11 protein-coding genes are annotated in these 13,350 nt (G+C 55.0%); 6 read left to right on the top strand and 5 right to left on the bottom strand.

Annotation, left to right across the window (positions count from 1 at the left end; all coding sequences use genetic code 11):
- Positions 1-31 precede the first annotated feature (31 nt).
- Both znuB and znuC read right to left on the bottom strand, forming a co-directional pair.
- The gene (gene znuB, locus APU02_RS06350) at positions 32-817 is read right to left on the bottom strand and encodes a zinc ABC transporter permease subunit ZnuB (protein ID WP_042287886.1); all 786 of its coding nucleotides are present in this window, start codon (positions 815-817) and stop codon (positions 32-34) included.
- A complete protein-coding gene (znuC, locus tag APU02_RS06355) occupies positions 814-1,569 on the bottom strand; it encodes a zinc ABC transporter ATP-binding protein ZnuC (protein ID WP_042287883.1) in 756 nt (251 codons plus the stop codon). The genes znuB and znuC overlap by 4 nt, the downstream gene beginning before the upstream one ends.
- Positions 1,570-1,647: 78 nt before the next feature.
- Here znuC and znuA point away from each other — a divergent pair, with 78 nt between their 5' ends.
- The 3 genes from znuA (at position 1,648) to lpxM (ending at position 5,022) form a co-directional block, all read left to right on the top strand.
- Complete coding sequence (gene znuA, locus APU02_RS06360; protein ID WP_060569795.1) at positions 1,648-2,592, top strand: zinc ABC transporter substrate-binding protein ZnuA; 945 nt, start codon at positions 1,648-1,650, stop codon at positions 2,590-2,592.
- A 15-nt stretch (positions 2,593-2,607) separates the two neighbouring features.
- Positions 2,608-3,930: a murein DD-endopeptidase MepM gene (gene mepM / locus APU02_RS06365; RefSeq protein ID WP_042287880.1), complete on the top strand. Its 1,323-nt coding sequence runs from the start codon at positions 2,608-2,610 to the stop codon at positions 3,928-3,930.
- Between the two features lie 120 nt (positions 3,931-4,050).
- Positions 4,051-5,022, top strand: coding sequence for a lauroyl-Kdo(2)-lipid IV(A) myristoyltransferase (lpxM, locus tag APU02_RS06370; protein ID WP_060569583.1), 972 nt, complete (start codon positions 4,051-4,053; stop codon positions 5,020-5,022).
- A 107-nt stretch (positions 5,023-5,129) separates the two neighbouring features.
- On the opposite strand, the gene pyk is transcribed toward lpxM, so the two are convergent.
- Both pyk and APU02_RS06380 read right to left on the bottom strand, forming a co-directional pair.
- Positions 5,130-6,572 carry a pyruvate kinase gene (gene pyk, locus APU02_RS06375; protein WP_042287875.1) on the bottom strand — a complete coding sequence of 481 codons (1,443 nt, stop codon included), beginning with the start codon at positions 6,570-6,572 and terminating at the stop codon, positions 5,130-5,132.
- Between the two features lie 124 nt (positions 6,573-6,696).
- The gene (locus APU02_RS06380; protein ID WP_042287873.1) at positions 6,697-7,566 is read right to left on the bottom strand and encodes a MurR/RpiR family transcriptional regulator; all 870 of its coding nucleotides are present in this window, start codon (positions 7,564-7,566) and stop codon (positions 6,697-6,699) included.
- A 350-nt stretch (positions 7,567-7,916) separates the two neighbouring features.
- On the opposite strand from APU02_RS06380, the gene zwf reads away from it, so the two are divergent.
- The 3 genes from zwf (at position 7,917) to kdgA (ending at position 12,115) form a co-directional block, all read left to right on the top strand.
- Positions 7,917-9,392 (top strand): glucose-6-phosphate dehydrogenase, encoded by a 1,476-nt coding sequence (gene zwf / locus APU02_RS06385; RefSeq protein WP_060569584.1) that lies wholly within the window; start codon positions 7,917-7,919, stop codon positions 9,390-9,392.
- Positions 9,393-9,626: 234 nt separating this feature from the next.
- The gene (gene edd, locus APU02_RS06390) at positions 9,627-11,438 is read left to right on the top strand and encodes a phosphogluconate dehydratase (protein ID WP_042287869.1); all 1,812 of its coding nucleotides are present in this window, start codon (positions 9,627-9,629) and stop codon (positions 11,436-11,438) included.
- 35 nt (positions 11,439-11,473) lie between these two features.
- Positions 11,474-12,115, top strand: a complete 642-nt coding sequence (gene kdgA / locus APU02_RS06395; RefSeq protein ID WP_042287867.1) for a bifunctional 4-hydroxy-2-oxoglutarate aldolase/2-dehydro-3-deoxy-phosphogluconate aldolase — start codon at positions 11,474-11,476, stop codon at positions 12,113-12,115.
- 54 nt (positions 12,116-12,169) lie between these two features.
- Here the strand turns inward: kdgA and purT are convergent, their stop codons facing one another.
- Positions 12,170-13,348 carry a formate-dependent phosphoribosylglycinamide formyltransferase gene (gene purT, locus APU02_RS06400; RefSeq protein WP_060569585.1) on the bottom strand — a complete coding sequence of 393 codons (1,179 nt, stop codon included), beginning with the start codon at positions 13,346-13,348 and terminating at the stop codon, positions 12,170-12,172.
- Between the last annotated feature and the right edge of the window lie 2 nt (positions 13,349-13,350).

Consider the following 13,350-nt stretch of genomic DNA (forward strand, 5'->3'; position numbering starts at 1 on the left):
TTTGTTTTTCATCGCATGCGACGTGCGCATATCAGTTCGCCTGCTTTTTCATCATGCTGAGGATAAAAAGCAGCGCGGCGCATAACACCACTGACGGACCGGCGGGAGTATCGTAGAGCGCGGAGAAGGTCAGGCCGCCTGTCACCGCGATCATGCCTGCTACCACTGCTACCGCGGCCATTTGTTCCGGCGTGCGGGCAAACCGTCGCGCGGTGGCGGCGGGAATAATCAACAAGGACGTAATAATCAGCGCACCCACGAACTTCATCGCCACGCCGATGGTTAGCGCGGTGACCAGCATCAGCAGCAGCTTCACGCGCTGCAACTTCACGCCATCGACGAACGCCAGGTCGGGACTGATGGTCATAGACAATAAATTCCGCCACTGCCAGCCGAGGATCCCCAACACAATCACCACGCCAATGGCGATGGAAAGCAAATCCTCCGGCGTCACGGCCAGCAGGTCGCCAAACAGATAAGCCATCAGGTCAACGCGAATATTTGACATCAGACTGACCACCACCAGACCAAGCGACAACGCGCTGTGGGCCATAATGCCAAGCAGTGTGTCGATGGCGAGGTGAGGGCGTTTTTCCAGCCACACCAGGCCTGCCGCCAGCATCAGGGTTACAACAATAACCGCGTAGAACGGATTAACATTCAGCAGAAGCCCGAAGGCCACGCCCAACAGCGACGCGTGGGCCAGCGTATCGCCGAAATAGGACATCCGGCGCCAGACAACAAACGAACCTAACGGGCCAGCCGCACAAGCCAGCATGATCCCGGCCAGCCAGCCGGGCAATAACAATTCAATCATGAGTGACCATTTCCCCGGCGCAGCACAATACGACCCTGTAAGTCGTGGCGATGATTATGGTGATGACGGTAAATCCCTAACTGTTCAGCGCCACGTGGGCCAAACATCGAGATAAATTCCGGGTGCATGGAAACGATTTCAGGCGTTCCTGAACAGCAGATGTGGTGGTTAAGGCACAGCACTTCGTCGGTTTTCGCCATCACCAGATGCAGGTCATGGGAGACCATCAGCACTGCGCAATCCAATTCACGACGCAATTGGTCGATAAGATCGTACAGCGCGACCTGACCATTGACGTCCACGCCTTGTGTCGGCTCGTCCAGCACCAAAAGCTGCGGCTGGTTCAGCAACGCGCGGGCCAGCAGAACGCGCTGGGTTTCGCCGCCGGACAGCTTTTGCATCGGCGCGTCGATAAGATGGCCTGCCTGCACGCGCTTCAGCGCTGGCAGGATATCTTCTTTGCGGGTCGCGGGACGCAGGCGTAAAAAACGATTGACCGTGAGCGGCAAGGTGGTGTCGAGATATAATTTTTGTGGGACGTAACCGATACGCAATTTTCCGTTGCGCTTGATCACCCCTTCGTCCGGCGCTACCAGACCGAGCACAACCCGGACCAGGGTCGATTTACCAGCGCCGTTAGGCCCAAGAAGCGTTAAAATTTTGCCGGGTCTGAGCTCGAGCGACACGTCAGAGAGCACGCGGCGCTGCCCGAAAGAGACCGAGACATTTTCCAGTGATACCAAAGTCGTCATGTCAATTTTAGTCTTGCAGATGTCGTGGAATGTTATAATATCACAATTCACACAAACGTTACGATGATTGGTCGCATTATGTTACATAAAAATACGCTTCTTTTCGCTGCATTATCCGCCGCTCTTTGGGGTGGTGCAACCCAGGCTGCAAACGCCGCCGTTGTTGCCTCGCTTAAGCCAGTAGGTTTTATCGCGTCGGCGATTGCCGACGGCGTAACGGAGACGGAGGTATTACTTCCGGACGGGGCATCCGAGCATGATTATTCACTGCGTCCATCGGATGTAAAACGCATACAGGGCGCGGACTTAGTCGTCTGGATTGGTCCGGAAATGGAAGCGTTCATGGAAAAACCGGTGAGTAAAATCCCGCAGGCGAAACAGGTAACGATTGCGCACCTGAATGACGTGAAACCGTTGCTCATGAAAGGCGCGGATGACGACGAGGATGAACACGATCATGACGCTGCGCACGGTGAAAAAGGTGATGCGCATCACCATCATGGCGAGTACAACATGCATCTTTGGCTTTCCCCAGAGATAGCGCGGTCTACAGCGGTTGCAATCCATGAAAAATTAGTGGAACTTATGCCGCAAAGTCGAGCCAAACTTGACGCCAACCTGAAAGATTTTGAGGCACAATTAGCCGCAACCGATAAGCAGGTCGGTAACGAGCTGGCACCGCTCAAGGGTAAAGGTTATTTTGTTTTTCATGACGCCTATGGCTATTACGAAAAACACTACGGGCTGACTCCGCTGGGTCACTTTACCGTAAACCCTGAGATACAACCTGGTGCGCAGCGTTTACATGAAATACGAACACAGTTGGTTGAGCAAAAAGCAACCTGCGTTTTTGCTGAGCCACAGTTCAGGCCAGCGGTCGTCGAAGCCGTTGCGAGAGGGACATCCGTTCGAATGGGAACGCTGGATCCACTCGGGACGAATATCAAACTGGGTAAAACGAGCTATTCCGCGTTCTTAAGCCAATTAGCGAACCAGTATGCGAGCTGCCTGAAAGGAGATTAATGAGGAAGTGAATACGTGCAACAGATAGCCCGCTCTGTCGCTCTGGCATTTAATAATCTGCCAAGACCCCATCGCGTTATGCTGGGGTCCCTTACCGTTCTTACGTTGGCCGTCGCTGTATGGCGGCCCTATGTTTACCACCCCGATTCCGCCCCCATCGTTAAAACCATCGAACTGGAAAAAAGCGAAATTCGTTCTCTGCTTCCTGAGGCCAGCGAGCCTATCGATCAGGCTGCGCAGGAAGATGAAGCCATTCCGCAGGATGAGCTGGACGATAAAATTTCGAGCGAAGCGGGCGTTCATGAATATGTTGTCTCCACTGGCGATACGCTGAGCAGTATCCTGAATCAGTACGGCATTGATATGAGCGATATCACTCAGCTTGCCGCGTCGGATAAAGAACTGCGTAACCTGAAAATCGGTCAGCAGCTTTCGTGGACGCTGACAGCCGATGGCGATTTACAGCGCCTGACCTGGGAAATGTCGCGTCGTGAAACCCGTACCTACGATCGGACGGCGGCAAACGGTTTTAAAATGACGGCGGAAACGCAACAGGGCGACTGGGTCAACAGCCTGCTGAAAGGCACCGTCGGCGGCAGCTTTGTCGCCAGCGCCAGAAACGCCGGCTTGACCAGTTCAGAAATCAGCGCGGTTATTAAAGCTATGCAGTGGCAGATGGACTTCCGCAAGCTAAAGAAAGGCGATGAGTTTGCGGTGCTGATGTCGCGTGAAATGCTTGACGGCAAGCGTGAACAGAGCCAACTGCTGGGCGTGCGTCTGCGTTCTGCGGGCAAGGATTATTATGCGATCCGCGCTGAAGACGGGAAGTTCTACGACCGCAACGGTACCGGCCTGGCGAAAGGCTTCCTGCGTTTCCCGACGGCCAAACAGTTCCGCGTCTCCTCTAACTTTAATCCGCGTCGTACTAACCCGGTTACGGGACGCGTTGCGCCGCACCGTGGCGTTGATTTCGCTATGCCGCAGGGTACGCCAGTACTTTCCGTCGGTGACGGCGAAGTGGTCGTGGCGAAGCGCAGCGGCGCGGCGGGTTACTACGTGGCGGTGCGTCATGGTCGTACCTATACCACTCGCTATATGCACCTGCGTAAACTGCTGGTTAAACCTGGGCAGAAAGTGAAACGTGGCGATCGTATCGCGCTTTCCGGTAATACCGGACGCTCTACGGGGCCGCATCTGCACTATGAAGTGTGGATTAACCAGCAGGCGGTGAACCCTCTGACGGCGAAACTGCCGCGTACGGAAGGGCTGACCGGTAAAGATCGTACGGATTACCTGGCGCAGGTGAAAGAAGTTCTGCCACAGTTACGTTTCGATTAACCCTTACGCGCAGAAAGCCGGTACGCAATGGTGTGCCGGCTTTTTTATTTTGTGCGCGGCAGGGTGCGCCGCTACACTATCATCAGATTTATTGTTTGCGTCATCAGGCACTGGACGAGCATGGAAACAAAAAAAAATAATATTGAGTACATCCCTGAATTTGAAAAATCCTTTCGCCATCCCCGTTACTGGGGCGCCTGGTTGGGCGTCGCGGCAATGGCGGGCATCGCCTTAACGCCAGCCTCTTTTCGCGACCCGCTGCTCGCAAAGCTGGGGCGTTTTGCCGGACGCATGGGCAAAAGCTCGCGTCGTCGTGCGCTGATCAATTTATCGTTGTGCTTTCCCGAACGAAGCGAAGCGCAACGCGAGGCCATTGTTGATGAGATGTTCGCCACCGCGCCGCAGGCGATGGCAATGATGGCGGAGCTGGCGATACGCGGCCCTGAAAAAATACAGTCACGTGTTGACTGGGAAGGGCTGGAGATCATCGGCGAGATGCGTCGTAATGACGAAAAGGTGATATTTCTGGTGCCGCACGGCTGGGGTGTGGATATTCCGGCGATGCTGATGGCTTCGCAGGGGCAGAAAATGGCGGCGATGTTCCATAACCAGGGAAATCCGGTGTTTGATTATGTCTGGAACACGGTGCGTCGTCGTTTCGGCGGTCGTCTCCATGCGCGTAACGACGGCATCAAGCCGTTTATACAGTCGGTGCGCCAGGGTTACTGGGGCTACTACCTTCCCGATCAGGATCACGGTCCGGAACACAGCGAGTTTGTCGATTTCTTTGCAACGTACAAAGCGACGCTGCCAGCGATTGGTCGCCTGATGAAAGTGTGCCGCGCGCGCGTCATCCCCCTGTTCCCGGTCTATGACGGTAAAACCCATCGCCTGACCATTCAGGTTCGCCCGCCGATGGACGATCTGTTGACCGCTGACGACAACACCATTGCCCGTCGGATGAACGAGGAAGTGGAAATCTTTGTCGGCCCGCACCCTGAGCAATATACCTGGATCCTGAAGCTGCTGAAAACACGTAAGCCGGGTGAAATCCAGCCATACAAGCGCAAAGAGTTGTATCCCATCAAATAAAAAAAACCTCTCGTCAGAGAGGTTTTTTTACTCACAGCAGAGGACGGCGGCTTCATCTGCCCATGCCTGTACGGGCATGGGCCGGAGAAACCGGGCAAACATCTCGTTTACTCTACGGTCAGAATGCGTGTGGTATTGGTAGATCCGATGGTGCTCATCACATCACCCTGGGTCACGATCACCAGATCGCCGGAGACCAGATAGCCTTTGTCGCGCAGCAGGTTTACCGCTTCGCTTGCAGCCACCACACCGTCAGCCGCGCTGTCAAAATGTACCGGCGTAACGCCACGATACAGAGACGTCAGGTTCAGCGTGCGCTCATGGCGGGACATGGCGAAGATCGGCAGACCGGAACTGATGCGAGAGGTCATCAGCGCGGTACGACCAGACTCGGTCATGGTGATGATCGCAGTCACGCCCTTCAGATGGTTCGCGGCGTACATGGCGGACATTGCAATGGCCTCTTCCACGTTGTCGAACTGAACGTCCAGACGGTGTTTTGAGACGTTGATGCTCGGGATTTTTTCCGCGCCGAGGCATACGCGCGCCATTGCGGCGACGGTTTCCGCCGGGTACTGGCCTGCGGCTGTTTCTGCTGACAGCATGACCGCATCGGTCCCATCCAGCACGGCGTTAGCCACGTCCATAACTTCCGCGCGGGTAGGCATAGGGTTGGTGATCATCGACTCCATCATCTGGGTGGCGGTAATCACCGCGCGGTTCAGCTGACGCGCGCGACGAATCAGTGCTTTCTGAATACCGACCAGCTCCGGGTCGCCAATCTCAACGCCGAGGTCGCCACGGGCAACCATCACCACATCGGAGGCCAGAATGATGTCATCCATCGCGTTCTGATCGCACACCGCTTCAGCACGTTCCACTTTGGCAACGATTTTCGCATCACAGCCCGCGTCACGCGCCAGGCGACGCGCGTAGTTCAGATCTTCGCCGCAGCGCGGGAAGGAGACGGCGAGATAATCAACGCCGATCAGCGCGGCAGTAACGATATCCGCTTTGTCTTTTTCGGTCAGCGCTTCCGCAGACAGACCGCCGCCCAGCTTGTTAATGCCTTTATTATTGGAAAGCGGTCCACCGACGGTTACCTCGGTGAACACTTTCATGCCCTGAACTTCCAGCACTTTCAACTGAACGCGTCCGTCGTCGAGCAGCAGAATGTCGCCAGGCACGACGTCCGCCGGCAGTCCTTTATAATCGATGCCGACTTTCTCTTTGTCGCCTTCGCCTTTGCCGAGGTTGGCGTCTAACAGGAATTTATCGCCGATGTTGAGGAAAACCTTGCCTTCTTTGAAGGTTGAAACACGAATTTTTGGCCCCTGGAGGTCTCCCAGAATCGCCACGTGGCGTCCCAGTTTGGCGGCAATCTCACGAACTTTATCCGCGCGCATTTTATGATCTTCTGGCGAGCCGTGAGAGAAATTCATGCGCACCACGTTGGCGCCCGCGGCGATAATCTTCTCAAGATTGTTATCGCGGTCAGTAGCCGGGCCTAAGGTGGTGACGATCTTGGTTCTGCGAAGCCTTCTGGACATGTAATACTCCGTTAACTAAAACAACTTGGTGTTGCGTGAATATTGATCCGGCGGTTCTGAAAACCTTTACATAGCATAGCGAACAAAACCGGATGACGAAAAAAGGTCGTACTTATTATTGCTGTTAGCGGTTATCACTCTTGATGAGTAATTCTTTATCAAAACGCGATTCCTTAAGCGCTTCCTTGACACGCTTCAAGTTATCTCTGAATTTTGCCCCACGACGCAAAGTAAATCCTGTTGCCAGCACATCTATCACGGTCAACTGCGCAAGTCGAGAGACCATGGGCATATAAATGTCAGTATCTTCCGGTACATCCAGGGTAATCGCCAGCGTGGCTTCTCGGGCCAGCGGCGTACCGGCGGAGGTGAGAGCAATGACCATCGCATCGTTTTCGCGCGCCAGTTGCGCCAGCTCAACCAGACTTTTGGTTCGTCCGGTGTGTGAGATCAGCACGACCACATCATCGTCGCTACAATTCATACAGCTCATCCGTTGCAGCACGATATCGTCCGAATAGATCACCGGGACGTTGAAGCGGAAAAACTTATTCATCGCGTCATGAGCGACGGCGGCAGAGGAACCGAGGCCGAAAAATGCGATTTTTTTCGCCTGAGTGAGGAGATCTACCGCGCGGTTAACCGCCGACTTGTCCAGTGACTGGCGAACGTGATCGAGGCTTGCCATCGCGGATTCAAAAATTTTTCCCGTATATGACTCTACGCTGTCATCTTCATCGACATTGCGATTTACATACGGGGTACCATTTGCCAGACTTTGCGCCAGATGCAGTTTAAAATCCGGAAACCCCCGGGTCTCCATACTGCGGCAGAAGCGGTTGACGGTAGGTTCGCTGACGTTGGCTTCCTGAGCAAGGGTCGCGATACTGCAGTGAATCGCCCGTTCTGGCGAGGCAAGAATAACATCGGCGACTTTGCGTTCAGATTTGCTTAAATGTTCCAGTTGAGACTGGATTTTTTCCAGCATATTCATGATGTAAACTCAAGGATATGACGATTTCAGTAATACAGGAAATCGAGCGGCGATTTTGGTAGATAGTACCCCTGCTGGCCCATGAAGGGGGGAAAATGGTCAGTATAGTTGTTGTTTTTTTTCATAACATGATCAGCATCTTATTTTGTCCTGATGTCATGCTTACAAAAACGACACCCCTTTTTACACGATCGCGCCACTCAACAACAAAACGGCGCGACGATCGCCAACCGCACGGGTGGTTAACCGTTTACGGTTTCAGGATTCACGTAAAAGCAGTACAGTGCACTGTAATAAAATTACAAGTAATGCCTGGCAACGCACCAGGATAGCTAACTAAGGAGAATGACATGGCGGTAACGCAAACAGCCCAGGCCTGTGACCTGGTCATTTTCGGCGCGAAAGGCGACCTTGCGCGTCGTAAATTGCTGCCTTCCCTGTATCAGTTGGAAAAAGCCGGTCAGATCAACCCGGAGACCCGCATTATCGGGGTAGGGCGCGCGGACTGGGATAAAGAAGCCTATACCCGGGTTGTTCGTGAAGCCCTTGAAACCTTCATGAAAGAGAAGATCGACGAAAGTTTATGGGATACCCTGAGCGGTCGTCTGGATTTTTGCAATCTGGACGTCAATGACACCGCGGCGTTTACCCGTCTGGGCGACATGCTGGACCAGAAAAACCGTACCACCATTAACTACTTCGCTATGCCGCCAAGCACCTTTGGCGCGATTTGCAAAGGTCTGGGCGAAGCCAAACTGAATGCCAAACCGGCGCGCGTGGTGATGGAAAAACCGCTGGGAACATCGCTGGCGACATCGCGCGAGATCAACGATCAGGTTGGCGAGTATTTTGAAGAGTGCCAGGTTTACCGTATTGACCACTATCTGGGGAAAGAGACGGTTTTAAACCTGCTGGCGTTGCGTTTTGCCAACTCGCTGTTCGTCAACAACTGGGATAACCGCACGATTGATCATGTGGAAATTACCGTTGCCGAGGAAGTGGGGATCGAAGGCCGCTGGGGCTACTTTGACCAGGCAGGCCAGATGCGCGATATGATCCAGAACCATCTGTTGCAGATCCTGTGCATGATTGCGATGTCTCCGCCGTCGGATCTCACCGCAGACAGTATTCGTGACGAAAAAGTGAAGGTGTTAAAGTCGCTGCGTCGCATTGATCGTTCCAACGTGCGTGAAAAAACGGTCCGCGGCCAGTACACCACCGGCTTTGCCCAGGGTAAAAAAGTACCGGGTTATCTGGAAGAAGAAGGCGCGAACAAGAGCAGTAACACTGAAACGTTTGTGGCGATTCGCGTGGACATCGACAACTGGCGCTGGGCGGGCGTGCCGTTCTACTTGCGTACCGGCAAGCGTTTGCCGACCAAATGCTCCGAGGTGGTGGTGTACTTCAAGACGCCTGAACTCAACCTGTTCAAAGAGTCATGGCAGGATCTGCCGCAGAACAAACTGACCATCCGTCTGCAGCCGGATGAAGGGGTGGATATTCAGGTATTGAACAAGGTGCCGGGCCTCGATCACAAGCACAACCTGCAAATTACCAAGCTCGATCTGAGCTACTCCGAAACCTTCAATCAGACGCATCTGGCGGACGCTTACGAGCGGTTGCTGCTGGAAACCATGCGCGGCATTCAGGCGCTGTTCGTGCGTCGCGACGAAGTGGAAGAAGCATGGAAGTGGGTGGACTCAATTACCGAAGCATGGGCAATGGACAATGACGCGCCGAAACCGTATCAGGCCGGGACCTGGGGACCTGTCGCCTCGGTGGCGATGATCACCCGCGACGGGCGTTCCTGGAATGAATTCGAGTAAAAGCGTCCCTGCTACTAAGGTGTTATTTTACCGGTAACATGATCTAACACAGATTGTAGAACAATTTTTGCACTTTTAAGCCTCGCGTGGATTCACCCGCGGGGCTTTTTTTATTACACTGCCTGAAACGATTTTGCCCCTGAGCTACTGCTTGCCAGCGTTTTCCGGGTCCCGGGACCCATTGATGAATGTTGCTAAACCGGTCGCTCTGACAAATAAATTTCAGGAGCCGTTATGAATCCGAATTTGTTACGCGTAACACAGCGCATTATTGAACGTTCTCGCGAGACCCGTTCTGCCTACCTTGCTCGTATTGAGCAGGCCAAATCTTCAACCGTTCACCGCTCGCAGCTGGCGTGCGGCAACCTGGCGCATGGCTTTGCCGCCTGCCAGCCGGAAGATAAAGCCTCCCTGAAAAGCATGTTGCGTAACAATATCGCGATCATCACCTCCTACAACGACATGCTCTCGGCGCATCAGCCTTATGAACACTATCCGGATATTATTCGTAAAGCGCTGCACTCGGCGAATGCGGTCGGACAGGTGGCGGGCGGCGTTCCGGCAATGTGTGATGGCGTAACGCAGGGGCAGGACGGTATGGAACTTTCCCTGCTGAGCCGTGAAGTGATCGCGATGTCGGCGGCGGTTGGACTGTCGCACAACATGTTTGACGGTGCGCTGTTCCTCGGCGTGTGCGACAAAATTGTGCCGGGTCTGGTGATGGCTGCGCTGTCGTTTGGTCACCTGCCGTCAATCTTTATCCCATCAGGCCCGATGGCCAGTGGTTTAGCGAATAAAGAAAAGGTGCGTATTCGTCAGCTGTACGCTGAAGGGAAAGTGGATCGGATGGCGCTGCTGGAGTCGGAAGCGGCCTCTTACCATGCGCCAGGCACCTGTACCTTCTACGGAACGGCCAACACCAACCAGATGGTGGTGGAATTTATGGGCATGCAGCTGCCGGGATCCTCTTTTGTGCATCCGGATGCGCCGCTGCGTGAAGCGCTGACCGTGGCGGCGGCGCGTCAGGTGACGCGTCTGACCGGCAACGGCAACGACTGGATGCCGATCGGTAAAATGATCGATGAAAAAGTGGTGGTCAACGGGATTGTCGCGCTGCTGGCAACCGGAGGTTCCACCAACCACACAATGCACCTGGTGGCAATGGCGCGTGCGGCGGGCATTCAGATTAACTGGGATGACTTCTCGGATCTGTCGGACGTCGTGCCGCTGATGGCGCGCCTGTACCCGAACGGTCCGGCAGACATTAACCACTTCCAGGCGGCGGGTGGCGTACCGGTGCTGATGCGCGAACTGCTGAATGCGGGCCTGCTGCACGAAGACGTCAATACCGTGGCGGGCTTCGGTCTGAAGCGCTACACCCTGGAACCGTGGCTGAATAACGGCGAGCTTGACTGGCGTGATGGTGCACAGAAATCACTGGACAACAATGTCATTGCCGCTTTTGATCAACCGTTTTCCCATCATGGTGGAACGAAGGTACTGAGCGGGAATTTGGGTCGCGCAGTCATGAAAACGTCTGCGGTGCCGGTTGAGAATCAGATTATCGAAGCCCCCGCCGTGGTCTTCGAAAGCCAACATGACGTTTTACCGGCCTTTGAAGCAGGTCTGCTGGACAAAGATTGCGTCGTGGTTGTCCGTCATCAGGGACCAAAGGCGAACGGAATGCCAGAATTACATAAACTCATGCCGCCACTTGGTGTATTATTGGACCGCTGTTTCAAAATTGCGTTAGTTACCGATGGACGGCTTTCGGGTGCTTCAGGTAAAGTGCCTTCAGCCATCCATGTCACCCCGGAAGCCTACGACGGCGGCCTGCTGGCGAAAGTGCGCGATGGCGACCTTATTCGGGTGAACGGACAGACAGGGGAATTAACGCTGCTGGTTGATGACGCGGAACTTGCCGCCCGCCAGCCTCACATTCCGGATCTGAGCGCTTCGCGTATCGGTACCGGTCGTGAGATGTTTAGCGCGCTGCGTGAAAAACTTTCCGGCGCGGAGCAGGGCGCAACCTGTATCACTTTTTAAGACTCATTTTGTAATCAGGCGAGAGAAAAACTCTGATGAAAAACTGGAAAACAAGTGCAGAAGCAATCCTGACCACCGGCCCGGTTGTCCCGGTGATCGTGGTGAATAAACTGGAACACGCTGTGCCGATGGCAAAAGCGTTAGTTGCCGGTGGTGTGCGCGTACTGGAAGTCACGTTACGTACCGCCTGTGCGATGGATGCTATCCGCGCTATCGCCAAAGAGGTGCCGGAAGCCATTGTCGGCGCGGGGACCGTACTCAACCCGCAGCAACTGGCGGACGTCACTGCTGCCGGCGCGCAGTTCGCCATCAGCCCGGGTCTGACCGAGCCGTTACTGAAAGCGGCAACGGAAGGTACGATCCCGCTTATTCCGGGGATCAGCACGGTTTCTGAACTGATGCTGGGAATGGACTACGGCCTGAAAGAGTTTAAATTCTTCCCGGCGGAAGCCAACGGCGGCACCAAAGCGCTGCAGGCGATTGCGGGTCCGTTCTCACAGGTACGTTTCTGCCCGACCGGCGGCATTTCTCCGGCCAACTACCGTGATTACCTGGCGCTGAAAAGCGTGCTGTGTATCGGCGGTTCCTGGCTGGTGCCGAACGATGCGCTGGAAGCGGGTGACTACGACCGTATTACCCGCCTGGCGCGCGAAGCAGTAGAAGGCGCGAAGCAGTAATTAGCGGTTATGTCGTTTATCAGGCCTACGCTCGGCTGTAGGCCTGATGGCGATTCAACCTTTGACAATCACCTGACGGGCCGCGTCTTTTGCGCTCATCACTGCCGCGTCAACGTTTTCTCCTGTCGCCAGGACGACCCCCAGACGACGGGTCCCATCGATTTCCGGCTTACCGAATAAGCGTATCTGCAAGCCTGCGCCAACCGCATTCTGCACCTGGTCAAACGTGACGTTCTGGCTGGACAATGACGGTAAAATCACCGCTGAAGCTGACGGCCCGTACTGGCGGATAGCGCCCACCGGCAGACCGAGAAAGGCGCGTACGTGAAGGGCAAACTCGGACAGATCCTGCGAAATCAGTGTCACCATTCCGGTGTCGTGTGGACGAGGGGACACTTCGCTAAAAATGACCTCATCGCCGCAGACAAACAGCTCAACGCCAAACAGCCCGTGGCCGCCTAATGCCAGCACCACTTTACGTGCAATCTCCTGGGCGCGTTCGAGGGCCAGCGCGCTCATCTGCTGCGGCTGCCAGGATTCACGGTAGTCGCCATCTTCCTGACGATGGCCCACCGGCGCGCAGAAATGCACGCCGTCGACGGCGCTAACGGTCAACAGGGTAATTTCGAAGTCGAAATTCACCACGCCTTCCACTATCACTCGCCCGGCCCCCGCGCGACCGCCTTGCTGCGCATACGCCCAGGCCTGGGCCAGTTGTTCTTCTGAACGGATAAAACTTTGTCCTTTGCCGGAGGAGCTCATTACCGGTTTCACAATGCAGGGATAGCCAATTTCGCTTACGGCCTCACGAAAGCTGGCTTCGCTGTCGGCAAAACGGAAAGGGGACGTGGGCAGCGCCAGCGCCTCCGCCGCCAGGCGACGAATACCTTCACGGTTCATCGTCAGTTGTGTCGCGCGGGCGCAGGGGACAACGTTCAGACCCTCCTGCTCCAGTTGTACCAGCATGTCAGTGGCGATAGCTTCGATTTCCGGTACGATAAAATGCGGTTTCTCCTGTTCAACCACACGTCGCAGGGCGTTCCCGTCCAGCATATTGATGACGTGAGAACGGTGCGCGACATGCATCGCTGGCGCGTCGGCATAACGATCGATCGCGATAACCTCAATGCCGAGGCGCTGGCACTCTATCGCCACTTCTTTACCCAGCTCGCCGGAACCTAACAACATCACCCGAGTGGCTGCCGGACGCAGCGCTGTACCTAATAACGTCATAC

The sequence above is a fragment of the Citrobacter sp. 50677481 genome, from assembly GCF_001463265.1.
Taxonomy (GTDB): Bacteria; Pseudomonadota; Gammaproteobacteria; order Enterobacterales; family Enterobacteriaceae; genus Citrobacter_A; species Citrobacter_A sedlakii.

What these genes read in the sequence shown, in the direction of transcription:
- znuB (WP_042287886.1), bottom strand. Translation starts at nt 817, where the DNA reads ATGATTGAATTGTTATTGCCCGGCTGGCTGGCCGGGATCATGCTGGCT.
- znuC (WP_042287883.1), bottom strand. Translation starts at nt 1,569, where the DNA reads ATGACGACTTTGGTATCACTGGAAAATGTCTCGGTCTCTTTCGGGCAG.
- znuA (WP_060569795.1), top strand. Translation starts at nt 1,648, where the DNA reads ATGTTACATAAAAATACGCTTCTTTTCGCTGCATTATCCGCCGCTCTT.
- lpxM (WP_060569583.1), top strand. Translation starts at nt 4,051, where the DNA reads ATGGAAACAAAAAAAAATAATATTGAGTACATCCCTGAATTTGAAAAA.
- pyk (WP_042287875.1), bottom strand. Translation starts at nt 6,572, where the DNA reads ATGTCCAGAAGGCTTCGCAGAACCAAGATCGTCACCACCTTAGGCCCG.
- APU02_RS06380 (WP_042287873.1), bottom strand. Translation starts at nt 7,566, where the DNA reads ATGAATATGCTGGAAAAAATCCAGTCTCAACTGGAACATTTAAGCAAA.
- zwf (WP_060569584.1), top strand. Translation starts at nt 7,917, where the DNA reads ATGGCGGTAACGCAAACAGCCCAGGCCTGTGACCTGGTCATTTTCGGC.
- edd (WP_042287869.1), top strand. Translation starts at nt 9,627, where the DNA reads ATGAATCCGAATTTGTTACGCGTAACACAGCGCATTATTGAACGTTCT.
- kdgA (WP_042287867.1), top strand. Translation starts at nt 11,474, where the DNA reads ATGAAAAACTGGAAAACAAGTGCAGAAGCAATCCTGACCACCGGCCCG.
- purT (WP_060569585.1), bottom strand. Translation starts at nt 13,348, where the DNA reads ATGACGTTATTAGGTACAGCGCTGCGTCCGGCAGCCACTCGGGTGATG.